This is a genomic window from Synechococcus sp. BSA11S, from assembly GCF_014224355.1.
In the GTDB taxonomy this organism is placed as follows: Bacteria; Cyanobacteriota; Cyanobacteriia; order PCC-6307; family Cyanobiaceae; genus Regnicoccus_A.
Genome location: NZ_VNWP01000006.1, coordinates 143,241 through 164,863 on the forward strand (window position 1 = coordinate 143,241; position 21,623 = coordinate 164,863).

At 67.2% G+C, this 21,623-nt stretch carries 26 protein-coding genes and 2 pseudogenes; 9 read left to right on the forward strand and 19 right to left on the reverse strand.

The genetic code is table 11. The features are described from left to right. Positions 1-22: 22 nt before the first annotated feature. The 3 genes from FPZ61_RS07680 to FPZ61_RS07690 all read right to left on the reverse strand — a co-directional run bounded on the left by FPZ61_RS07680 (position 23) and on the right by FPZ61_RS07690 (position 1,618). On the reverse strand, positions 23-757 hold the full coding sequence (locus FPZ61_RS07680) for an MBL fold metallo-hydrolase (protein WP_185465531.1): 735 nt from the start codon (positions 755-757) through the stop codon (positions 23-25). Positions 758-1,019: 262 nt separating this feature from the next. After that, entirely contained in the window at positions 1,020-1,376 is a 357-nt protein-coding gene (mazF, locus tag FPZ61_RS07685; RefSeq protein ID WP_185465532.1) for an endoribonuclease MazF, read from the reverse strand. Further along, positions 1,376-1,618, reverse strand: coding sequence for an AbrB/MazE/SpoVT family DNA-binding domain-containing protein (locus FPZ61_RS07690; protein WP_185465533.1), 243 nt, complete (start codon positions 1,616-1,618; stop codon positions 1,376-1,378). The genes mazF and FPZ61_RS07690 overlap by 1 nt, the downstream gene beginning before the upstream one ends. Before the next feature lie 139 nt (positions 1,619-1,757). Here FPZ61_RS07690 and FPZ61_RS07695 point away from each other — a divergent pair, with 139 nt between their 5' ends. Both FPZ61_RS07695 and FPZ61_RS07700 read left to right on the forward strand, forming a co-directional pair. Then, the gene (locus tag FPZ61_RS07695) at positions 1,758-2,039 is read left to right on the forward strand and encodes a type II toxin-antitoxin system RelE/ParE family toxin (protein WP_370593400.1); all 282 of its coding nucleotides are present in this window, start codon (positions 1,758-1,760) and stop codon (positions 2,037-2,039) included. A gap of 9 nt (positions 2,040-2,048) precedes the next feature. Beyond that, positions 2,049-2,357: an addiction module antidote protein gene (locus FPZ61_RS07700; protein ID WP_185465534.1), complete on the forward strand. Its 309-nt coding sequence runs from the start codon at positions 2,049-2,051 to the stop codon at positions 2,355-2,357. Between the two features lie 247 nt (positions 2,358-2,604). On the opposite strand, the pseudogene FPZ61_RS07705 reads toward FPZ61_RS07700, so the two are convergent. From FPZ61_RS07705 to FPZ61_RS15535, 10 genes and pseudogenes are all read right to left on the reverse strand, one after another. Further along, a pseudogene (locus FPZ61_RS07705) lies at positions 2,605-3,576 on the reverse strand (integron integrase). A gap of 70 nt (positions 3,577-3,646) precedes the next feature. Next, positions 3,647-3,874: a hypothetical protein gene (locus tag FPZ61_RS07710; protein ID WP_185465535.1), complete on the reverse strand. Its 228-nt coding sequence runs from the start codon at positions 3,872-3,874 to the stop codon at positions 3,647-3,649. A 34-nt stretch (positions 3,875-3,908) separates the two neighbouring features. Continuing rightward, a complete protein-coding gene (gene fumC, locus FPZ61_RS07715; RefSeq protein WP_185465536.1) occupies positions 3,909-5,303 on the reverse strand; it encodes a class II fumarate hydratase in 1,395 nt (464 codons plus the stop codon). Beyond that, the gene (locus FPZ61_RS07720; RefSeq protein ID WP_185465537.1) at positions 5,303-5,896 is read right to left on the reverse strand and encodes a thylakoid membrane photosystem I accumulation factor; all 594 of its coding nucleotides are present in this window, start codon (positions 5,894-5,896) and stop codon (positions 5,303-5,305) included. The genes fumC and FPZ61_RS07720 overlap by 1 nt, the downstream gene beginning before the upstream one ends. Before the next feature lie 34 nt (positions 5,897-5,930). Then, the gene (locus tag FPZ61_RS07725; RefSeq protein ID WP_370593395.1) at positions 5,931-7,625 is read right to left on the reverse strand and encodes a DUF3685 domain-containing protein; all 1,695 of its coding nucleotides are present in this window, start codon (positions 7,623-7,625) and stop codon (positions 5,931-5,933) included. 67 nt (positions 7,626-7,692) lie between these two features. Continuing rightward, positions 7,693-8,055, reverse strand: coding sequence for a Fur family transcriptional regulator (locus tag FPZ61_RS07730; protein ID WP_185465578.1), 363 nt, complete (start codon positions 8,053-8,055; stop codon positions 7,693-7,695). 255 nt (positions 8,056-8,310) lie between these two features. Next, positions 8,311-9,072, reverse strand: a complete 762-nt coding sequence (gene hisA / locus FPZ61_RS07735) for a 1-(5-phosphoribosyl)-5-[(5-phosphoribosylamino)methylideneamino]imidazole-4-carboxamide isomerase (protein WP_255441468.1) — start codon at positions 9,070-9,072, stop codon at positions 8,311-8,313. Between the two features lie 105 nt (positions 9,073-9,177). Then, positions 9,178-9,381: pseudogene (locus FPZ61_RS15525) on the reverse strand (TIGR02450 family Trp-rich protein); the annotation flags it as partial. Next, a complete protein-coding gene (locus FPZ61_RS15530) occupies positions 9,378-9,593 on the reverse strand; it encodes a ubiquinone biosynthesis protein COQ4 (protein ID WP_255441456.1) in 216 nt (71 codons plus the stop codon). The gene FPZ61_RS15530 and the pseudogene FPZ61_RS15525, both read right to left, overlap by 4 nt. Next, positions 9,593-9,772 (reverse strand): hypothetical protein, encoded by a 180-nt coding sequence (locus FPZ61_RS15535; protein ID WP_255441457.1) that lies wholly within the window; start codon positions 9,770-9,772, stop codon positions 9,593-9,595. Before FPZ61_RS15535 ends, FPZ61_RS15530 begins: the two co-directional genes overlap by 1 nt. A gap of 93 nt (positions 9,773-9,865) precedes the next feature. On the opposite strand from FPZ61_RS15535, the gene FPZ61_RS07745 reads away from it, so the two are divergent. Continuing rightward, complete coding sequence (locus FPZ61_RS07745; protein WP_185465580.1) at positions 9,866-10,786, forward strand: NAD-dependent epimerase/dehydratase family protein; 921 nt, start codon at positions 9,866-9,868, stop codon at positions 10,784-10,786. Here the strand turns inward: FPZ61_RS07745 and FPZ61_RS07750 are convergent. Beyond that, positions 10,755-11,342, reverse strand: coding sequence for a CDP-alcohol phosphatidyltransferase family protein (locus FPZ61_RS07750; protein ID WP_185465538.1), 588 nt, complete (start codon positions 11,340-11,342; stop codon positions 10,755-10,757). The genes FPZ61_RS07745 and FPZ61_RS07750 overlap by 32 nt on opposite strands. Positions 11,343-11,445: 103 nt before the next feature. Between FPZ61_RS07750 and FPZ61_RS07755 the strand changes: the two genes are divergently transcribed. Continuing rightward, a complete protein-coding gene (locus FPZ61_RS07755) occupies positions 11,446-11,880 on the forward strand; it encodes a CBS domain-containing protein (RefSeq protein ID WP_185465581.1) in 435 nt (144 codons plus the stop codon). On the opposite strand, the gene pdeM is transcribed toward FPZ61_RS07755, so the two are convergent. Continuing rightward, positions 11,837-12,544 (reverse strand): ligase-associated DNA damage response endonuclease PdeM, encoded by a 708-nt coding sequence (gene pdeM, locus FPZ61_RS07760; RefSeq protein ID WP_185465539.1) that lies wholly within the window; start codon positions 12,542-12,544, stop codon positions 11,837-11,839. The genes FPZ61_RS07755 and pdeM overlap by 44 nt on opposite strands. A gap of 14 nt (positions 12,545-12,558) precedes the next feature. Beyond that, on the reverse strand, positions 12,559-13,140 hold the full coding sequence (locus FPZ61_RS07765) for a glutathione S-transferase family protein (protein WP_185465540.1): 582 nt from the start codon (positions 13,138-13,140) through the stop codon (positions 12,559-12,561). A 53-nt stretch (positions 13,141-13,193) separates the two neighbouring features. On the opposite strand from FPZ61_RS07765, the gene FPZ61_RS07770 reads away from it, so the two are divergent. Further along, positions 13,194-15,299 carry a 4Fe-4S binding protein gene (locus FPZ61_RS07770; RefSeq protein ID WP_185465541.1) on the forward strand — a complete coding sequence of 702 codons (2,106 nt, stop codon included), beginning with the start codon at positions 13,194-13,196 and terminating at the stop codon, positions 15,297-15,299. Between the two features lie 31 nt (positions 15,300-15,330). Here FPZ61_RS07770 and FPZ61_RS07775 read toward each other — a convergent pair whose 3' ends face one another. After that, a complete protein-coding gene (locus tag FPZ61_RS07775) occupies positions 15,331-15,573 on the reverse strand; it encodes a hypothetical protein (RefSeq protein ID WP_185465542.1) in 243 nt (80 codons plus the stop codon). A 104-nt stretch (positions 15,574-15,677) separates the two neighbouring features. Here FPZ61_RS07775 and FPZ61_RS07780 point away from each other — a divergent pair, with 104 nt between their 5' ends. Continuing rightward, a complete protein-coding gene (locus FPZ61_RS07780) occupies positions 15,678-15,914 on the forward strand; it encodes a hypothetical protein (protein WP_185465583.1) in 237 nt (78 codons plus the stop codon). 129 nt (positions 15,915-16,043) lie between these two features. Here the strand turns inward: FPZ61_RS07780 and FPZ61_RS07785 are convergent, their stop codons facing one another. Together FPZ61_RS07785 and FPZ61_RS07790 are read right to left on the reverse strand one after the other, a co-directional pair. Continuing rightward, positions 16,044-18,545: a ligase-associated DNA damage response DEXH box helicase gene (locus FPZ61_RS07785; protein ID WP_185465543.1), complete on the reverse strand. Its 2,502-nt coding sequence runs from the start codon at positions 18,543-18,545 to the stop codon at positions 16,044-16,046. Positions 18,546-18,561: 16 nt separating this feature from the next. Then, positions 18,562-18,771, reverse strand: a complete 210-nt coding sequence (locus FPZ61_RS07790) for a DUF350 domain-containing protein (RefSeq protein WP_185465544.1) — start codon at positions 18,769-18,771, stop codon at positions 18,562-18,564. A gap of 94 nt (positions 18,772-18,865) precedes the next feature. Between FPZ61_RS07790 and FPZ61_RS07795 the strand changes: the two genes are divergently transcribed. Genes FPZ61_RS07795 through FPZ61_RS07805 form a run of 3 tightly spaced genes read left to right on the forward strand, consistent with a single transcriptional unit; the run spans position 18,866 to position 21,583 of the window. Next, positions 18,866-19,816, forward strand: coding sequence for a hypothetical protein (locus FPZ61_RS07795; protein WP_185465545.1), 951 nt, complete (start codon positions 18,866-18,868; stop codon positions 19,814-19,816). A 1-nt stretch (position 19,817) separates the two neighbouring features. Continuing rightward, on the forward strand, positions 19,818-20,048 hold the full coding sequence (locus FPZ61_RS07800) for a hypothetical protein (protein ID WP_185465546.1): 231 nt from the start codon (positions 19,818-19,820) through the stop codon (positions 20,046-20,048). Between the two features lie 2 nt (positions 20,049-20,050). Continuing rightward, positions 20,051-21,583 carry a polyamine aminopropyltransferase gene (locus tag FPZ61_RS07805; protein ID WP_185465547.1) on the forward strand — a complete coding sequence of 511 codons (1,533 nt, stop codon included), beginning with the start codon at positions 20,051-20,053 and terminating at the stop codon, positions 21,581-21,583. Positions 21,584-21,623 lie beyond the last annotated feature (40 nt).

Sequence of the window (21,623 nt, forward strand, 5' to 3'; positions counted from 1 at the left end):
AGGATGCACAGATTATCCTTGATTATGTGTTCAAGAGCCGATCTGAGAGCGCCCGAAGAAGCGTCGCACCGTCACCTTTCCAAACGCTGCCATGCATGCAAGCTAAAGTTGTCGGTTCAGTCATTGCCAGACGCTCTAGTAAACTCGGTGCATTAGTTGAATGTGAGAAGTAATCCATTTTTTCTCTGAAGGCTTCGCTTGGTTCGAGTATGTCAACTTCGGTAACCGGTGACTCTCCGCGGCCGGGTTGTGTGAATAAATCCCCGCAAAGTAGTGTTCGCGAATTTTCCTCAAAGAAATACCCTGTCTCCCATCCGTGAGGAAGATGGGGGGTGTCCAACCACCTCAATCGATGCCCGCCGATTACCAGTATTTCCCCGTCGGCCATTGATTTTGCTGGCCTGTCAGCGACGTCGTCTATTGAAACCATAGCCGCGACTTTGCCGCACACGGGTTGCGCGTGCGGTGCGTCCGCAAGCCACTCATTTAGCGACCCGCACTCATCAGCCTCGTAATGTGAAAATGCAATGTACCTCAGTGACTCCTTAGGTAATATGAAGTTAACGGCTTCCGATACGAGTGGAAACATTTTTCTTGGGCCAGTATGGAAAAGTAAGGGTTCGTCACTTACCAACAGGAACTGATTGAAAGAAAAACCACCGGGAATAATGCTAGGTGGCACTGGTGTGTTTATTCTGAAGATCCCTTCAGCTACTTCATGCGCATTAGTTCCAGATTGACTATTGGTCGTTGCCATGCTGCTGCCCCCTCAAACCCCATATCTTGGGAATTAAATTGCCCATGATAACAGTCAAATGGCTTGACACAGAGAAAGGGCCATTCTCGCTCCACAGCGTCTGCTCAATCCTCGGATTGAAACTAATCGGAATAGATCGTAAAACTGCTTTTCAGTGCCGAGTGGTTTTAGTCACGCTGCATAGCGCTCGCCATCACCTGGCCGCAAGGAGTGCTCGGCGAAGAAGATAGCCATGCGGTGGCGGCTCAGGTGCATGGTGGTGTTAGAGAGTGGCAGGAGTGTCAGGTTCAAGAAGCGGCAACACTCTCGAAGTCACCATCGTCATTACATCTGAGGAGGCCCGCTCAATGAACTTTGCTTTCCTCGATCGCCAGTCAAGGCTCTTCACCTGATCTGACAGAACAACTCCGTTGACGGCAGCTCCATCCGGAATCTGTACTTCGAAAGGGTATCCTTTGATCTTGGACGTCACAGGACAGAACAAGGCGAGACCAACTTTTCCATTGTAGGTCTTTGGAGATAGAACAAGTGCTGGCCTTCTTCCACGCTGTTCACTTCCGACTTGCGGTGAGAACTCCAGCCACACCAGATCACCACGATCGGGAACGTAGTACGACATCAGAAAGCTTCGCCCCCTACTGCATCCCCTGTATCAATGGACGCGTGGATGTTCTCTGGTGTGACTTCTGCAAGAAGATCCGCAAGCCTGAGCCGGCTTGGCACGGAGGGCCTCAGGACCAGCTCACCATCCTTCGCGGTGAGGCAGACCTCGGTGCCAGCCCCCAAGCCCACCTTCTCAGCCAAGCCGCGTGGAATCCTGACCCCAAGGCTGTTTCCCCATTTTTGAACCTTCGTCCGCATGCCCCAAAAGTGGCTATACGCAGACTATACCACTTGCTGGCTCGGCAGCCTGTGCCTCATCTCTCTAACTTGTTATTAGAAGGGCCAAACAGCCGGTTGCGTGCTCGTATCCCTTGGGATACAATAGAGCATACTTGAAATCCGGGAGGCGTCTGCCTATGCCGCATGGTTTTCTGCTTTACGTGACCGGACAGCCAAAGCTCGCATCGACATTCGGATCAGGCGTCTCTCCTTGGGCAGCCCAGGCGATGTCCGCCCTATAGGAGAGGGCATATCAGAGCTGCGTATTCATTACGGCCCAGGTTATCGGCTCTATTTCACAAAGCAAGGAGAAGCAGTAGTGATCCTTCTTGCCGGTGGGGACAAGAAATCTCAGGAGCAGGATATTCGTCTTGCCAAAGATCTTTCTCGCAATCTCTAGGAGGACTCAATGACCAAAACCACCACGACTATCTGGGACCCGGCCGCACACCTCTCCACTGCTGAGAATGTGGCCGCTTATCTGGAAGCTGCTCTTCAGGATGGAGATCCTCAGCTTATCGCCGCTGCACTAGGAGATATTGCTAGGGCCAAAGGTATGAGCCAAATCGCGCGTGAGGCAGGGCTCGGCAGAGAAAGCCTTTACAAATCCTTATCCTCTTCGGGTAACCCAGAACTGGCAACCATATTGAAGGTTATCTCGGTGCTGGGATTGCAACTGCATGTCAGTACTGCTGACAGCTCGAAGATGGCTGTCTAACCACCCCCTTGAGTGGACAGGCCACCACCTACTCTCTGCCCAGCCACCACATACTCCTTGCCTGCCACTCAGGAGCAGCGTTATTGGATGGTTTCCGTGAACCACACCCCGAAGCATCTCCGTTCTGTGAACCACGCCGGTCCCTCCAGCGCCTCGGCTTCGAAAGCTTACGCCAGCTTCGAGTCTGTAGTGCTGCCCGGCAAGCTCAGGAGTGGTTCACGGACCCGTGAACCACTTGTTCGAATGGCTACACTACGTCTGCTGGGCTGAGTACCCCGAGAGGCCCGCGGTTGAGCACATGGGTATAGATCATGGTGGTGCTCACATCCTGATGACCCATCAGCTCCTGGATCGTTCGGATGTCCTGGCCACGCTCCAGTAGGTGGGTAGCAAAGGAGTGCCGAAACGTATGGCAGCTGTCTGCTTTGGTCACCCCAGACTCAGCAACCGCCCTCTTCACCGCCTTCTGCACCACGCTCGGATCGAGATGGTGGCGGCCCTGTGTTCCAGATGCTCGGTCGGGCCAACGGTTCTGCTGGGGAAACACCCATTACCAGGCCCATTCCCGCTCTGCATTCGGGTATTTCCTCGCCAACCCATAGGGCATCAGCACCCGACCCCAGCCTGCCGCCAGATCAGCTTGATGCAGCCTGCGCACCTTCAGCAGATGCTCCTGCAGCTCTGCCACCAGGCTCTGGGGCAGAAGAGTTCGCTGATCCTTGCCGCCTTTGCCATCGCGCACCGTCAGCTCCCGCCGCTCGAAGTCGAAATCCTTGACCCGCAGGCGCAGCGCTTCCATCAGTCGCAACCCACTGCCGTAGAGCAGCCCCACCACCAGCGCCGGCTCCCCAGCAAGCTGTGCTCGCACCGCTCGCACCTCTGCCTCACTGAGCACCACCGGCAACCGCCGCCGCGTTCGCGCCCGCACCACACCCTCCAGCTCCAGATCCCGTTCCAGCAGCTCCCGGTAGAGAAACAATAGCGCTGCCAGTGCCTGGTTCTGGGTTGAGGCGCTCACCTGCAGCTCCACCGCCAGGTGGTTCAGGAAAGCATTCACCTCCGCGCTTTCCATCTCCCGAGGGTGGCGCATCGCGTGAAAGCGCAGGAAACTCCGCAGCCACTGCTCGTAGGTTTTCACGGTACGGCGGGCGTAGCGGCGCACCTGTAATTCCTCCCGGTACCGCTGGATCAGGCCCGGTGGGCGCGAAGAGCTGGTCATGGGCAGGGGAGATCGCCGCTCTCTGAGGATTCCCACCCACAACGCTTTCGAAATCAAATTGCCGGATCGCTCACGCCGACCCAGCTACAGCACGGGCCTGCTGCAGCCGTTGGGCATTCTCTCGGTAGGAGTAGTCGTTCCACACCTGATCGATGGCGGCCCGCAGTCGCAGCACCGACACCTGCTTCAAGGCCACCCCGTCGCTGCCGGCGCGGGTGATCGTGAGGGCGACGCGGGGCAGCAATTCCAGCTGAGGTGCAAACCACACCACTGGGGGGGCACCGGGCAGGGGCGGCAAGGCATCAGGCGTGCTGCCTCCGCCATGGTCTCGCTCACACCATCGCTTCCGGTTTCACCCACCGATCGAACTCCTCGGCGCTGATCTCACCGAGCACCAGGGCCGCTTCCTTGAGGCTTAGCCGGTGCTCATGGGCATGTTTGGCGATGGCGCAGGCGCGGTCGTAGCCGATCGCCGGGGTGAGGGCTGTCACCAGCATCAGGCTCTGATCCAGCAGATCACTGATGCGACTCTCGTTGGCCTGGAGCCCTTCAATGCAGTGCTCGCGAAAGCTGGTGCATCCGCCGGTGAGCAGCTCGATGCTCTCCAGCACGTTGTGGGCGATCAGCGGCTTGAACACATTGAGCTCGAAGTTGCCCTGGCTGGCCGCCATCTGCACAGCGCTGTTGTTCCCCATCACCTGTACGGCCACCATCGTGAGGCTTTCGCACTGGGTGGGATTCACCTTGCCCGGCATGATCGAGGAGCCAGGTTCGTTCTCCGGCAAGATCAGCTCGCCCAGCCCACAGCGGGGTCCGCTGCCGAGCCAGCGGATGTCGTTGGCGATCTTCAGCAGGCTTCCGGCCAGCACCGTGAGAGCGCCATGGGTTGCCGCCAGGGGTTCATGGCCCGCCAGGGCCTGGAACTTGTTCGGTGCGCTGTTGAACGGCAGGCCGATCCGTTCGGCCAGCCGTGCCGCTACCTTCACGCCGAAGCCTTGGGGGGCATTGAGGCCGGTGCCCACGGCCGTGCCGCCGATCGCCAGCTGGCGAACCTGGGGCAGCGTGTGGCGCAGACTGTCGAGCCCCAGCTCCAGCTGGGCCCGATAGCCGCCGAACTCCTGGCCCAGGCTGAGCGGCACAGCATCCTGCAGATGGGTGCGGCCGATCTTGATGATCCCTGCAAACCTCTCCGCCTTGGCATCCAGGGCTGTGATCAGTGCTTCCACGGCGGGAATCAACCGCCTCTCCAGTTCCAGCGCCACCGCAACGTGCAGGGCGGTGGGAAAGGTGTCGTTGCTCGACTGGCTCAGGTTGACGTGGTCGTTGGGATGGACCGGCGACTTGCTGCCCAGCTTGCCGCCAGCGGCCTCGATCGCCCGGTTGGCGATCACCTCGTTGACGTTCATGTTGGTCTGGGTGCCTGAGCCGGTCTGCCAGACCCGCAGAGGAAACTCCGCCGCCAGATCACCGCGGGCCACCTCTTCGGCCGCCGCCACGATCAGGGACGCCAGGGCCGGATCGAGCCCCCCCAGGTTGGCGTTCACCTCGGCGCAGGCGGCCTTGAGCTGGCCGAAGGCCTGCACAATCGCCTCCGGCATCGCCTCGCCGAAGGGAAAGAAGTGGAGGGAGCGCTGGGTCTGGGCACCCCAGTAATGCTCCGCCGGCACCTCAACGGCGCCGAGGCTGTCGGTTTCGCGGCGTCTGGGGGCTCCCGGCGGGGTGGTCATCAGCCTGCGGGCACCACTTCGCTGTTGAGCTCATTGAAGCTGCGGGTGGCGCTGGTGCTGGCGCTGCCGGCGGGATTGAGCCCGGTGGCCTTGCTCAGGGCCGCACTGACGGCTTCACTGCTCACCTGGCCCTTGCCGTCGAAGACGACCCGGCCGGCCGGATCCAGCACCACCACCTGGGGGATCAGCCCCTTCCAGTAGTGGGCTGGGTCACTCGTGCCCTGGTCGGGACGGTTCTGGAGCAGATCGGTGGTGAGCGGAATGATCTCGACGCGTCCACCCCACAGCCGCTGCAGCTCCGAGACCACGGGGGCGAACTGCTTGCTGTCGGCGCTGTCGTCGAGATAGAAGATCAGCACCACCGGCCGGTGCTCGGCCATGGCCTGGGCCAGGCTGCTGCGCGGCGGCACCAGGGAGCCGTTGCCGGCGTAGAGGGAATAGATGTTGCCGTCGTAGCTGTTGGTGGTGAGGGCGGCCGCCACCGGCCAGGCCGGGGCCAGCCACAGCCAGGCGCCCACGATCAGACTGAGCAGGACTGGGTGCAGACAGGAGAGGAGCCTGGCTTGAAAGCCGAGGCGGGCAGGAACACGCAACCGAACACCAGGTGGGCTGGAGCCATTGTGACCCTCAGGGTCGGCTGATGCTTCGCCCCAGGCCCTGGAGGATCCCACGCCCCACCAGGCCGATGGCGCGACCGATCACCTGGGTGAGCACCACCACGACCAGATCCCCGACGCGTTGCAGCAGGGCACGCAGCTGGGGTGCGAGGGCGTCTCTGGCCTCCAGAGCCAGGGTGACGCTCTGCTGCAGCCAGCCAAGCTGGCGCAGTTCCTCGTCGCGGGGTTCCGTGAGCAGCAGGGGGCGGATCGTGCCTCCTTCCTCCAGGCGGTAGAGCAGCCGCTGGCTCTCATAGAGCTGGACCGGCTTCTCGAACCACTCGCTCCAGCGCTGCTGGGCATTGAGTTGGTTGCGCAGGCGCTCCAGGCTTCGGGTGGCGATCAGCTCCTCCACCAGCAGGTAGCGGCGCAGTTCCGGCCAGTCGCCGCAGCTGGCGAGCACGTCGGCACTGATGCGCTCGGCGCTGCGGATCAACCAGTTGCTCACCAGGGCTTCGAGGTACAGAAGGGCCTGGGGTTCATCGGGGGCAAGCAGGCGGCCATCCACCAGCAGCGGCTGGGCGGAGAGCAGGGCCGCCAGCATCGGCTGGCTCGAGGGGAGTTCAGGGTCGTCGAGATCGAAGCTCCCCTCGCTGGTGAGCGTCTCGGCCACGGGCAGCAACGCGCCCTGCTGGGGCAACTGCACATAGGGGCCTGCCATCTGTCGCAGCGCCTGGCGGCGCAGGTTGGGCTGCAGGGTCTGCCACCTCTGCTGGAGGTCGTCGCCGCGCAGGTGCTCCTGACGCAGCTGGCGCAGCAGCTGATCCAGCTGGGTGAGCAAGGCCAGGAACAGATCCCTGCGCCGCTCGGGGCTGAGTCCCTCGAGGGCGAACAGCTCGCCACTGCCCTGGCGCAGGAGCTGACCCTGGCTGGCCTGGCCCAGCCGTTGATGGATCGCCTCCCATACGGCCACGGCGGTGCGCTGCCGCAGGGTGATGGCGGTGCTGCCGCTGCTGGGGGGGCGTGGTTCTCGGGCGGGGGCCTCCAGCTCCAGGGGCATTCCCGTGGCACCCCAGGCCATCGACACCGGCCCCCAGAGCCAGATCACCAGCTGCCGGGCGGCGTGCAGCTCCCGCCGTCGACCTTCCAGGATCAGCTGCAGCAGCAGGTTGGTGGGGGGAGGGTCCAGCAGGCCGCGGCAGACCTCCAGCTCCCGATCGATCTGCTGGAGGCCACTGATCAACAGCCACTGGCCGATCCCCATCGTTCCAGCGCCCCAGGCACCCTCAGCCCTGGGGTTGGCCATGGTGTCGCTGCTATCGCCCACGGCCACCACCCTCCCGCCTCCCAGCAGGGTGGACACGGCGCCGAGAAGGGCTTCCGGCTCGGGCTGCTGCAGAAGACCGGCGGCCGGCAGCTGCAGCAGCCACTCAGGACTGCAGCCGGGCTGAGCAGGAAGCAGGAGAAGCAGAGGCGCCGGCAGCCAGCGCTGCTCCAGGCGCTGCAGTTCCAGCAGCAGGTTATCGGGATGAATCGGGGCTTCCAGGCTCCAGATCACCAGTTGAGGGGCGCCATCGAGCTCGGAGGGCTCGCTTGCCACCCGGCAGGGGGGGCTCGCCTCCTCCAGCAATCGTCTCAGCCCCTGACGCAGGAGGGGCTGGGCCAGCAGCAGCACCTGTGCACCCAGCTGCCCCCCTGGCCCCTGAGCGGGCAAAGGCTGAGTCACGCGCCGATCCTGTCCATGGGCTCAAGGTAACGAGAGCGGGCTTGAAACTCCAGGGGCCGGAATTGGTTCAGCTGCGGCGACGCCCGTAAAGCTGCAGGGTGTACGACTCGATGCTGTAACCGGTGAGATCCTCGATCTGCTGCACCAGCTCCTGTGGCAAGACCACGTCGAGGTCCTGAATGTCGCCGCTGTGCAGGCAGGTGAGGTGGCTGTGGGGATCGCTGCGATAGCCGTAAAGCCGACCGCTGGCACGGTCGAGGCACTCGATCACACCGGCGGACTGGAGGGCTTCGAGATTCTGATAAACCGAGGTGTGGCCGATGTTGCGGCCCTGGGCATTGAGCCGCTCGAAGATGTCGCGGGCGCTGAGGTGACGACGGTCGCTCCAGAGCAGTTCCAGAACCATCCGCCGCTGGCGGCTCAGGCGCATGCCCAGGTCGCGGCAGCGCCGGAAGGCCTGGGAGACCGTGGCTCGCACATCAACCGGGGACGAATCCTGCCGGGAGCTGCCGTTGGCATCTGAGGAGTCTCCGGATCTCACCGGCACGTCTGTGGTGGTGAGGGCAACGGACACGGACCCGACTGAGGAATCATCACTGATCTCTATGTTACGGGCCTCGCCCAGCGTGATGGCTTCCATCGGGGGATGGCCCCGCTCCGATCAGAGCTCAGCGCAGCCCTTCGATCAGCAGACCGTCGCATCCAGGGGGTCCTGCAGCCGCGCGGATCCCACCGCCTGGAGGGCTTCGCCCAGGTCCACGCTGCCGTCGTAGAGAGCCCGGCCCACGATCACGCCCTCCACCCCAAGGGGTGCAAGGCTGAGCAGCGCCAGCAGGTCGGTGACCGAGCCCACGCCGCCCGAGGCGATCACCGGCAGGGAGCTGGCGTCCGCCATGGCCCGCAGGGCCTCCAGGTTGGGCCCGGCCAGGGTGCCGTCGGTGGCGATGTCGGTGCTGATGATCGCCGCCACGCCGCTGCCCTCGAAGCTGGCGGCCAGTTCGGTGGCCATGGTGTGGCTCTCCTCGATCCAGCCTCGGGTGGCCACCTGGCCGTTCCGGGCGTCGATACCCACCACGATGCGGCCGGGGTGGCGCGCCGCCAGCTGCCGCACCAGCTCCGGCTGCTCGATCGCCACGGTGCCGAGGATCACCCGATCGAGCCCGCAGGCCAGCAGGTCGTCGGCCCGCTCCGTTGTGCGCACGCCGCCCCCGAGCTGCACGGGGATCGTGAGGGCGGCGGTGATGGCGCGCACCACGGCATCGTTCACGGGCAGGCCACTGCGGGCCCCGTCGAGGTCGACCAGGTGCAGTCGTTCGGCCCCCTGTTCCTGCCAGGAGAGTGCCTGGGCCACCGGATCATCGCTGAAGCGGGTGACCCGGTCGTAATCGCCCTGGTGCAGGCGCACGCACTGCCCGTCGAGCAGGTCGATGGCCGGGATGATCTGCATGGCGGCGAAGAGGAACTGGCGCTGGGTTGTGTTCCATCTTCCCTGGCCGCTTTCGGGGAGGGTCTCCGTCTCAGGCTCGGGTTGCGGCAGTTGCTGCCAGCCCGGTAGCCAGTGCCGCTGGTCGCGCAGCTGCTTCAAGGGCACCACCAGCCGAAACGCTGGATCCAGCAGTGCCGAGAGCTCGATCGCCCGCTCACTACCGCGCCCCCGCGCTCCGAGCAGCCGGAAATGACGATGACCGCCGCTCTCGGAAAGGGCGGCGGCCTGGGCGGTCCAGTGGGGCGGCAGGCGCGGCTGACTCCTGCTCACAACCCCGGTGCGAGCGTCAGTCCATAGGGGGCGTGATCGGCCGGCTCGCGGATCCCCAGTTGCTCGCGCCAGTCCTGCACTGATCGCTCCCAGCCCTCTTCCCAGCGCGGCGCCGCCAGGCAGGAGGCGCTGCGGGCGATCGCCATGGCGTGGGCCAGGTCGGTGCTGAGCAGCACGCAGGCGGGAAAGCCGATCTGGCTGGCGGTGATCATCAGCACCCCGTTCTCGCCCACGGCCCCCTTCCGAAGACGGTCACCACGTGAAGAATGTCATGGGTGGTGCCGATCCGCTGGGTCAGCCAGCGCGCCTCGGTGTCGGGTTGCAGGGGGGGGATAGCGCTGATCCATTTGAGGTTGTTGAGCGAGCGCAGCAGCTCGGTCCTGCGGGGCATGGCCTCGCGGGCGATCCAGCGCCTGCAGCATTGCAGCCGGGTCCGAGGCTGACGCCCCGGCCGCTTGAATGGCGCCCTCCCCGCTGAATGGCCGTGAAGATCCTGGTGATGGGTGGAACCCGTTTCATCGGCAAGCCTCTGGTGGCGCAGTTGCTCGCCGCCGGCCACCAGCTCACCCTCTTCACCCGCGGCCGCCAGCCCCTGCCCGAGGGGGTTGAGCATCTTGCGGGCGACCGCAGCGACCCCGCCGGCCTTGAGCCGCTGTGCGGCCGCTCCTTCGACGTGATCATCGACAGCAGCGGCCGCAGCGGTGACGACAGCCAGGCTGTGGTGGAGCGCACCGGAGCGCCGAGCTATCGCTTCGTGTACGTGAGCTCCGCTGGGGTCTACGCCGACAGCGAGCTCTGGCCCCTGGATGAGGACGCCGCCACCGACCCCGCCAGCCGGCACGCCGGCAAGCTCGACACCGAGGCATGGCTGCGGCAGCAGGCGATTCCATTCACCAGCTTCCGCCCCACCTACATCTACGGACCGGGCAACTACAACCCTGTGGAGAGCTGGTTCTTTGAGCGGATCGTCCACGGCCAGCCGGTGCCCCTGCCCGGCGATGGCACCACCATCACCCAACTGGGCCATGTCAGCGATCTGGCCACGGCGATGGCCCGCTGCCTGGATGTGGAGGCCGCGGCCAACCGCATCTACAACTGCAGCGGCGCCCAGGGCGTCACCTTCCGGGGCCTGGTGGCCGCGGCGGCCAAGGCCTGCGGGGTCGATCCCGAGGCCGTGGAGATCCGCAGTTTCGATCCCTCTGGCCTCGAGAAGAAAGCCCGCAAGGCCTTTCCGCTGCGCCTGGCCCACTTCCTCACCGACATTCACCGCGTGCAGCGGGAGCTGGCCTGGTCACCCGCCTTCGATCTCGAAGCCGGCCTGGCCGACAGTTATGCCAACGATTACGCCCTGCGCGGCCCCACCACGCCCGACTTCAGCTCCGATCAGGCTCTGTTCGCCGGCTGACGCCGGCCAGCAGGTAGGTGGCGCCGGAGCTGAGCGCCATCAGCAGCGACGGCCAGAACAGCCACCAGCCCAAGCTGCGCAGGCCGCTGGCCAGAGGCCAGGTGAGGGGCCAGAGCAGAAGCAGCAGGGCCGCGAACTGGAGCACGGTCTTCGCCTTGCCGGCCGGGGAGGCGGGGGCGCCGCTGGCCTGGCCGGCCCGCCAGCCGGAGATCAGCAACTCCCGCGCCAGCAACAGCCAGACCGCCCAGAGGGGCAGGGTCCCCTCCCTGGCCAGCCAGAGCAGGGGTGCGCTGATCAGGATCTTGTCGGTGAGCGGGTCGAGCCGCGCTCCCCAGACCGAGCCACCGCCCGAGCGCCTGGCCAGCCAGCCGTCGGCCCAGTCGCTGAAGCCGCCCAGCAGCAGCAGAACCCACGCCAGCCCTGCCTGGCCTGCGACGAGGGCCAGCAGCAGGGGCAGTCCGAGCAAGGCCCGGGCCACGGTGAGTCCGTCTGCCAGGCGACGAGATGGCGGCGCAGCGGGTCGATGCCCTGGCGGTTCGGACGCGGTGGAATGCATCGGAGAGGGGTCGGGTCGTTCCCCCACGCTGGCCTAGAACCCTTGCAGATGCTCTGCCCCGATGACCACCGACACCCCAAGGACCGTACGGGTGGCCGATGCGATGTCCACACCCGTGCTGTCGGTGACGCCGACCACGCCGCTGCAGGACGCGGTGAAGCTGATGAGTGATCACCACATCAGCGGCCTGCCCGTGCTCGATGGGCAGGGGGCCCTGATCGGCGAACTCAGCGAACAGGATCTGATGGTGCGGGAGAGCGGCTTCGATGCCGGTCCCTACGTGATGCTGCTCGATGCCGTGATCTACCTGCGCAACCCCCTCGACTGGGACAAGCAGGTGCACCAGGTACTGGGCAACACGGTGGCCGACGTGATGGGCCGCCATCCCCACAGCTGCAACGCCGACGTGTCTCTGGCGGCCGCCGCCAAGCTGCTGCACGACCGCTCCACCCAGCGGCTGTTCGTGCGTGAGGGTGAGACCGTGGTGGGGGTGCTCACCCGCGGCGATGTGGTGCGCGCCCTGGCGGCCGAGGGCTGAACTCCCGCCAGGGCAGGATGGCGCCGTCGGCCACCAGCCAGATCTGCTCAAGTGGATCGCAGGGGTGCCCGCCGGTGAGCTGCCCGAACGAGGGCAGCAGCAGCCGCTGACTCCTGGCGTCGTAGCTGAAACAGGGCAGTCGCAAACGGTCGCTGCGGTCGCCGATCAGCGCCACCGGGTGCAGGTGACCGCAGATGTGCAGGTGATCGGCTGCCCCGGGCGGGGGCTGATCCTCGGGACCATGGCTGAGCCAGAGGGGGCCACGGGGCGTGGCCGGCTCCTGGGGCAGGCCCTCGATCCAGCTGCCCTGTTCGTGGTTGCCGCCGATCAGCCGCAGTGGGCAGCCCAGCAGCTGGGGCAGGGCCCTGAGCTTCTGGCGCAGCTCGGCGGTGAGGCCCAGCCGGCTGTGGATCAGGTCGCCAAGCACCACCACCTCCCGGGGCTGCCAGTGGTGGGCCAGGGCCAGCAGGGCGTTGAGGGTGCCCGCATCCCCGTCGCTGGGCAGGGCGATGCCATGGCTCTGGAAGGTCTCGGCCTTGCCCAGGTGCAGGTCGGCCAGCAGCAGCAGCCGTTGCTGAGGGTCCCAGAGGGCCTTGGCCGCCAGCAGCTCCAGCCGGTGCCCCCGCCAGTGGAAGGGGGCACGATCGAGGGGGTGATCCGTCATCGCCGCGCCCCTGATCAGGTGGCCATCGCCGCCTGGTAGGCGGGCCGGGCGCGGGTGGCCTCGATCGTGGCCTGAACCGCCGGGTACGGGCTCAGATCGAGCTGGGGGAAGAAGACCGGCAGATAGGCCAGGTGAGCGTTCACCGCACAATCGGCCACACCCCAGACCTCACCGAGCAGGGGGCTCCCTTTGGCCAGGAGCTTGTCGAGGGCGGCCATCAGCCGTGGGAATTCCCGCTCCCTGGCACTTTCCACGAACAGGGCCGTGGCCAGGGTGGCATTGGCGAACAGCACCCACTGCTCCGCCAGGGCCCGCTGCTCGGGGGTCGAGAACTCCTGGCCGTAGCGATCAGCGAGATAGAGCAGGATCGCGCCGCTCTCGAACAGGCGCAGGGGTTCCCCGCCGGGGTCGCGGGCGGCGCTGTCCTCGAGGACCGGCACCTTGCCGAAGGGATTGATCGCCAGAAAGGCCTCCTGCCGGTGTTCACCGGCCTGCATGTCGAGGAGGTGCCAGGTGTAGGGGATCGCTTTCTCGGCCAGATACCAGCGGGGCATCGAGGCCCTCGAGCGGGCTCCGCCGTGGAGGGTGAGGGTCATGCGGTGGGTGCGGTGCAAATCCTCCCCGCAGAATGGAGCTTCACGGGGATGGAATGCCGGTGGCTGACAGCCTGCTCCGTCTGGCGCCTTATCTGGTGGGCCGCGCCCGCCGCGGCATCGTCGGCGACAGCCGCTATGCCCGTTCCCTGCGCGAGGCGGTGCGGGAGGCCTCCCAGGATCCCGATGGCGGTGCCCTGCTGATCAGCGGCGAGCCCGGCCTGGAGAAGGACAACATCGCCGCGCTGATCCATTTCGGCTCCCCCTCCCGGAGGACGCTGATGGTGCAGCTCGATGGGGCGGTGCTGCGCGGCGATGGCGCTGAGTTGTTCGGCAGTGCCGGCCGTGGCGGTGAAGGCTCCCTGCTGGAGGATCCGCAGGTGGGGGCCCTGCTGATCGACAAGCTCGACCGCGTCGACCCCCAGCTGCTGCCTGCCCTTCTGGAGCTGGCCGGCAGCGGCCGCTGGCAGCCCCCGGATCCCGGCGCAGCCCCCCGCCACTTCCCGGGTCGGGTGTTCTTCACCACCGAGTCGGTGGTGCCCGGCTTCGAGCGCGCCTGCACGCTGATCCGCGTGCCGCCGCTGCGGGTGCGGCGGCAGGACCTTGGCGACTGGCTTCGCTACGACCTGCGCCTCAAGAGCCGGGCCCTGGGCTGGCCGGTGGCACCGGTGGTGGGCACGGAGCTGATCCGGCGCCTGCAGACCCACGACTTCCCCGGCAATGTGCGCGAGCTGGAGGACCTGGTGGAGCGGGCCCTTCGCCAGCTGCCGGTGCCCAGCGAGGGCGAGCCACCGCCGGAGCTGCCGGAAGAGGTGTTCTGGCTGCCCTCCCGCCAGAGCCGCCCACGCTTCGACCTCTGGCGCTGGAAGCCGGCCCTGCGCACCTGGATGCGCTCGCCACGGCTCTGGAAGGCCCTTCTGTTCGGTCTGGTGAGCTGGCTGTTCGTGCTGGTGAACCTGTGGTTGTGGCTCGGCCCCCAGGATCGCGCCCACAATGGGGCACTGAATCTGTTCTGGGCCTGGTGGTGGCCCCTGATCCTGCTGGGGTATCCCCTGGTGGGCCGCCTCTGGTGCTCCTTCTGCCCGTTCATGGTCTGGGGTGAGATCGGCCAGCGGCTGGCCGCTGCGCTCGGTTGGCAGCCGGCCCGCTGGCCGAGGGGGGAGACCGACCGCTGGGCCGCGCCGGCCCTGGCCTCCGGCTTCGCCGCGATCCTGCTCTGGGAGGAGCTGGCGGATCTGGAGAACAGCGCCCGGCTGAGCAGCTGCCTGCTGCTGCTGATCACCGCCGGGGCCGTGGTCGGTTCCCTGCGCTTCGAGAAGCGCTTCTGGTGCCGTTATCTCTGCCCGGTGGGGGGAATGAACGGCCTGTTCGCCAAGCTTTCTGTGCTGGAGCTGCGCGCCCAGGTGGGCACCTGCAGCGGCAGCTGCAGCACCTATGCCTGCTTCAAGGGCGGCCCCGCCGACGGTGAGGGTCTGGCCACGGCCGGCTGCCCCCTCGGCACCCATCCGGCCCATCTCGACGACAATCGCAACTGCGTGCTCTGCCTCACCTGCGCCCAGGCCTGCCCGCACCGCTCCGTGCAACTGAGCCTGCGGCCTCCCGCCGCCGACCTGCAGCGGGAGATGGCCCCGCCCGACGGTGAGGCGGGGCTGATCCTGGTGCTGGCCGGCGGCGTCTGCCTGAAGTTCTGGGATCGCCTGCTCGGGGGACTGCCCCTGGCCCCCGAGAGCCTGCAGGCGGGCCCCCTGCTGCCGCGCCTGGCCTTCGCCGCCCTTGCCCTGGCGCTGCCCTCGGCCCTGGCGCTGGTTGCGCTTCGGCTCGGGAGCTGGCTGACGCCGGCGGGCAGGGCCGCCCGGCGCCTGCGCCTCGGGCTCTATGGGCTGTTGCCTCTGCTCTGGGCCCTGTTGCTGGCGCGGCATCTGCCGGTGGGGATGGCGGAAGCGGGCCTTTGGCTGCCGGTCACCTTCCAGCAGCCACTTCCCGGCTGGAGCGCTGATCACCACGTGATCGCCTTCTGCCAGAGCCTGGTGCTGCTGGTGGGGGTGGGCAGCTCGCTGGTGTTGCTGCGCCGCCTGCTGCTGAACAGGGGGGCGGCCCTGTGGTGGGGCAGCGCCGCTGCCCTGGCGCTGGGGGCGGGGGGGCGCTGGCTGGTGGCGGGTTAGGCAGGCCGTGGCGCCAGGATGCCCCTCGCCTTCACAACAGCGCGCAGAGCCGCCGGATGTCGGAGCTGCTGTAGAGGCTTCGGGATTCTCCCGGGGTGGCCACAGCGAAGTTGTGCTCCTTTGTGAGCAGGTTGGCGGCACCGAGGCGGTTGGCGATCTCCACCCGCTCCAGGCCGCGGCTGCTCCGCCAGAGGCGGCAGTCGTGGCGGGTGTCATGGGTGCTGGCCAGCAGGGCGGTGATCGCCAGGGCAGGCCCAAGCCAGTGGTGGCTCATCACAACGGCATCCAGTGGTGACCAGTGTCCAACCGGATGTGTTCCTCTTGCTACACCAAAGGCAAGGCGCTCCGCCAGGATTCCGCCATGGATGGAGAGCTCTAGTGACTCGACGACGCCTCCAGCGCCAGCTTCCGGGTGAAACCCGCCACTGGCTTGAGTACCGCCTGCACGCCCTCGAGAGCCGCGAACGATTCGAGGACGCCTATGCCCTGCGCATGGAAATGGCCGAGTGGCTGCTGGAAAGTGGCCACGATCAGCCGGTGAACAACCTCACCGTGGCGCGGCTTCTGCGGGATGGAACGGTGTTGGTGGATTCCCTGCTCAGCGACCCGACATAATCACCCCACAAGACTTTCCCCCATGACCATCGCCCTGCTGATCGCCCTGGTGGGTTCCCTGGTGCTGATGAACTGGATCGTCAAGAAACTGAGCAAAGTCTGAGTTGGGCCTTCCAGAGCTGGCATTGCTCAGCCGTCGTCTTCGGCTTTTCTGGCTTCGGCCACCAGCCGTTGCACCCGCTCCAGCACCGACTCGTTGCTCATCCGGTTGTTCAGGCGCTCCACGAGCAACGGGAACGCGAAGGGGCCGGGTCGTGGTGTGCGCTCCAGCAGCCGCTGGGCTCGGCTGAGGCGATCGAGGGCCTGGCGCAGGCGGCCCAGTTCCAGCTGCTCGTCCATCACTTCCCGGCGCGCCTGCTCCAGCAGGCGGTTGCCGGGATCATGGCGGCTGAACACATCGAAGAGCAGAGCGGCGCTGATCTGCAGCTGGCCGCCGCTCTTGCGCTGTCCGGGAAAGCCGTTGACCACCAGGCCGGCAATCTGGGCGATGGAGCGGAAGCGGCGGCGGCAGAGCTCGGAGAGGTTGATCGAGGCCTCCAGATCCGCTTCCAGCTCCCCCTGGTCGAGCAGGGCGTCGCTCCAGGCCTCGTAGAGGGCTTCGAAGGGGTAGCCGCGGGGGGCCAGCAGCTCGAAGCCGTAATCGTTCACCGACACCGTGATGGTGGCCGACTGGATCCGGGTGAGGCGTCCGGCCCAGAGGAAGCCCAGGCCCTCATGCACGAAGCGCCCCTCGAAGGGGTAAGCGAACAGGTGGCTGCCCTCGCGGCTGCGGGTCACCTCCACCAGGAACTGATTCTCCCGGGGCAGCCGCGAGAGGTCGGCCTGGCGGCGCAGCAGGGGCTCCAGGGCCCGCAGTTCGGGCGTGTCGAGCCGGTGATCGTGGGCTCGACACGCCGCAGGTTCCGCCGCCTGGATGGCCCCGGCACAGCGGTGCACTTCCCGGCGCAGGTGAACGCTGAGCAGATCCGAGAGGGCCATCTGGCCCCCGGCCCAGGCGGGCACCGTGCGGCTCTTGCGGGTGCTGGCCTTCACCAGGGCAGTCATGTCGCGCAGCCGCACGAACTCCAGCTGCCGTCCGGCAAAAAAGAACACATCACCCGGCTTCAGACGCGAGATGAACCCTTCCTCCACATGGCCGAGGGTGGCGCCGCGCACCACCTTGACGCTGATCGAACTGCTGGAGGTGATCGTGCCGATTCCCAGGCGGTGCAGGCGGGCGATGGCGGGATCCTTGACGCGGTACAGGCAGGGCTCCTCCCGCTCCAGCTTGCGAAAGCGGGGGTAGGCGCCGAGGCAGTCGCCGCCGTACTCCAGAAAGCGCAGGCACCATTGCCAGCTGGCCCCATCGAGGTTGCGGTAGCTCCAGCTGCTGCGCACCCGCTCCAGCTCCCGCTCCGGCTCGAAGCCCGGTCCGCAGGCCAGGCTGGTGAGGTGCTGCAGAAGCACATCCAGCGGCGCCAGCGGCGGCCGGCGGGTTTCCACCAGCCCCTCCCCCAGCCCCCGCCGCATCGCCGACACCTCGAGCAGCTCCAGGGCGTTGGTGGGCATGAACAGCACCTGGGAGGTGCCGCCGGGGTTGTGGGCCGAGCGGCCGGCCCGCTGCAGCAACCGCGCCAGGTTCTTGGCACTGCCGATCTGCACCACCCGCTCCACCGGCTGAAAGTCGACCCCCAGATCCAGAGAACTGGTGCAGACCACCCAGCGCACGTCCCCTGCCTTCACCCCGGCCTCGATCGCCTCGCGCTCGGCCCGGTCGATTGAGCCGTGATGCAGGGCCAGACCGTCCTCCATCTCGGGGCAGGCGTAACGCAGGCACTGGTGCCAGCGCTCCGCCTGGTTGCGCGTGTTGGTGAACAGCAGGGTGGAGATGGCCGGATCCATGGCCGCCACCAGCTCCTCGTACATGCGCAGGCCCAGGTGTCCCCCCCAGGGGAAGCCATCGATCGACTCCGGCAGCAGGCTGCGAATCTCCGTGCCCCGTCGCACCCGCGCCCGCACCAGCAGGGGGTCCGTCGCCGCGCCAACTCCCACCGCTGCCCGGGCGGCCTCCTCCAGGTTGCCGATGGTGGCGCTGATCGCCCAGGTGCGCAGCCCCGGGCGCTGCCCCCGCAGCCAGCTCAGGGCCAGCTCGGTCTGGGTGCCGCGCTTGCTGCCCATCAGCTCGTGCCATTCGTCGAGAATCACCGTTTCGAGCCCCGCGAACAGCTGCGCCGCGGTGCGGTTCGCCAGCAGCACCGAGAGCGATTCCGGCGTGGTGATCAGGATCTGGGGCGGCTGAGCGAGCTGACGGCTGCGCTCGGCGCTGGCGGTGTCACCGTTGCGGATGCCCAGCGTCAGCGGCCAGCCCATGGCCTCGATCGGCTCGCGGATCGCCAGGGCCAGGTCGCGGCTGAGGGCGCGCAGGGGGGTGAGGTAGAGCAGGCGCAGGCCCGGAGCCGGGTTCGCCAGCATCGACGCGATCGGCCCCATCACGGCCGCGTAGGTCTTGCCGGCGCCGGTGGGCACCTGAATCAGGCCGTTCTGCCCGCGCAGGTAGGCCTTCCAGCACTGGCGCTGAAAGGGCAGGGGGCGCCAGCCCTTCCGGCGGAACCAGGCCTCGATCGGCTCGAGCGCAGCGGGCTGGGATGGCAAGGCGGGTGGTGGTGGCTCAGGTGGTGAGGATGCCCACCACCACCGCGGCGATGGCGAGGATCACGGCCCCCTGAACCACGCCGGCCGCCACGTTGCCCTTGCGGATTTCAGCGCGGTAGTCGATCGGGGAGAGCTTGTCGAACAACACGAGGCCCGCATAGATGAGGATGACCCCGACGACGGTCCACCCGACCGTCAGCAGGAGCTGGAGCAGGGGTTTGACCAAGGCGGCATCCCGACGCGCCGTTCAGGCTAAGGACCGCTCCGGTTCACGGCCCGGGCCGGGAGATGTGCGGCGTTGGCCGCTGCTGCTGGGGCTGTTGCCCCTCATCCCTCTGCTGGTCCTGCTGATGTCTCTGCTGGAGCGGCCCCAGCGCCAGCAGATCGCGGTGGCACCCGAGCAGTCGAGCACCAGCGAACCTCTGCGCCTGGAATCAGGCTGGTTCGGCAGTCCGCTGATCAAGCTGCAGGCCGAGCTGCCGCTGAACACCGCCATGGGTCTGGGGGTGGAGCTGCTCGATGCCGGCGGGGCCACCGTGCTGGAGCTGGCGAAAGACGGCTGGCGCGAGACCGGCATCTGGTCGGAGGGGGGCGAGAGCGGTCGCTGGGAGGAGAGCGACGCCGGCCTGCGGCTGTCCCTGCGGCCGCCGCGATTGGGGGCCTACCTGCTGCGGCTCACGCTCGAGGATCTGCTCGACACAGCCGGCCGCCCCCTGGAGAGCCCCTTGCTGGTGCGGTTGGAGGTGCGCAACCACAGCGTCGACGCCCCGTTGCTCTGGTTCACCGCCCTGGTGACGCTGTTGATGGCGGGGATCGCCATGAGGTCCATCTACCGCAACTGCCGCCTGCGCAAGGTGCTGCGCCTGGAGGACAACCGCGTGCGCCTGCGCTGCCGGCTGGGGGGGGCTGGCCTGGTGCGTATGGAGCTGCGGGCCCGCTACGAGCGTCCCTCCAGCGACGCCGGTCCAAACGCCCCCCGGCTGATGGCGGAGCTGCAGCTGGAGGCCAGCGATGCCCTCGGCCGCTCGCGCCTGGTCTTCAGGCGCCTCTTGCCGGTGGCGGCCCATTCCAGCGACGGTGACCACTGGTTGAACGTGAACGAAGTGCTCCACCTCAAGGTGAGGGAGCCCCTCAGCCTGGGCCTGAAGCTGACGCTGCCTGAAACCATCGCGGATGGAGGCCAGCCCTGGGAAATCGAATGGTTGCGGCTGGTGCTGGAAGACGGGGTGCTCAGTCCCCGCCCGGTGGCCGTGCTGACGCTGGAGCCCTGAGATGGCTTCAGAGCGCACGTTGATCCTGGTGCTCACCCTCTCGGCGGTGACGGTGGGCACGGCTACAGCGGTCAGCCGGCCGTTCCTGTTCCAGCTCGGGCAGGAGGGAGCGCCGCCCGGGTCGAGCGGCGTCAGCTACCGCGGCAGCTACCGGGGGGGGCGCTGGGTGCCCAGCCGCGGTCGCTCCGACTGGTCGCGCTTCCAGGGGCGGGGCCCCGGGACGGCCAAGTAGGGATGCCGCCCCTCTCGCCGCTGCAGGTGCGGGTGCTGCTGGCCACCGCGGCGCTCTCCTCCAGCGTGGGGCTTGTGCTGGAGCTGATGCTCGTCACCCAGGCCAGCTACCTGCTGGGTGATGTGGCTCTGGCCACGGGGGTGGTGATCGGCACCTTCCTGGCGGCCATGGGGCTGGGGGCCTGGCTGAGCCAGTTCGTGGGCGGCGGCGACAGGCCTCAGCAGCGGTTGTTGCACGCCTTCCTGCTGGTGGAGCTCTGCCTGGCTCCGCTCTGTCTGCTGGGTCCGCTGGCCCTGTTCGCCCTGTTCAGCGTCGATGGACCGCTCTGGCTGGCCCTGGTGGTGGTGACCCTGCTGGTGGGAGTGCTCGGGGGCATGGAGGTGCCCCTGCTCACCCGGCTGCTGGAGAGCCAGCAGCACCTGCGCAAGGCCCTGGCCCGGGTGCTGGCCCTCGACTATCTCGGCGCCCTGCTGGGCTCCCTGCTCTTCCCGCTGCTGCTGCTGCCCTGGTTCGGCCTGCTGCCCACGGCCGGGCTGCTGGCGATGGTGCCGCTGATCAGCAGTGCGGTGCTGTGCTGGGTGTTCCCCGGCTGCCGCCGCTGGCGCTGGCCGGTGAGCGGCGCCCTTCCTCTGGCGGCCCTGGCCGCCTGGGCGCTGGTGCCCCTGGGCAACCGGATCGAGGACGGCCTCTACGACGATCCGGTGGTGGGGCGGATTCAGTCGCGACATCAGCGCATCGTGCTCACCAGCCGCCGCGGTGATCTGCGCCTGTTCCTGGACGGGAACCTGCAGTTCTCCAGCCTGGATGAGTACCGCTACCACGAGGCCCTGGTGCATCCGGCCCTGGCCCTGCACGGGCGTCCCTTGCGGGTGCTGCTGCTGGGGGCGGGCGACGGACTGGCGGCGCGGGAGATCCTGCGCTGGCCCGGTCTGCGCCGCCTGGATCTGGTGGAGCTGGATCCGCAGATGCTGCGACTGGCGCGCGCGCACCCCTTCCTGCGCCGCCTGAACAAGGCGAGCCTGGAGGATCCGCGGGTGCACACTCACGTTGGTGATGCCTTTGAGCTGGTGCGCCGCCTGCCAGGCCCCTACGACGTGGTGATCGCCGACTTTCCCGACCCCGGCAGCCCGGCCATGGCCAGGCTCTACAGCGTGACGTTCTATGGGCGCCTGCTGGGCCGGCTGGCCCCAGGCGGGGTGCTGGTGACCCAGGCCTCCACCCCCTTCTTCACGCCGAAGGTGATGGCCTCGATCCAGGCCACCCTGGCCGAGCTGGGCCTGGTCACGCGCCCCTACAGCGTGGATGTGCCCAGCTTCGGGCCCTGGGGTTTCGTGCTGGCCCATCGCCCCGGCCAGCGCCTGAACCTGGCCCCCCCGCCGGTCGAGGGGCGCTGGTTCGATCGCGCCCAGCTCGAGAAGCTGTTCGTGTTGCCCCGGGATCTGCGCCCCCCGACAGAGGCGGTGGTGCTGCCGAACCGGCTGTCGCGGCCGGTGCTCGATGCCTACCAGCGCCAGAGCCGCTGGCGGCAGCACTGAACCCCACCCGGTACTGCTCGATAGGCTGATCTTCTCCGGA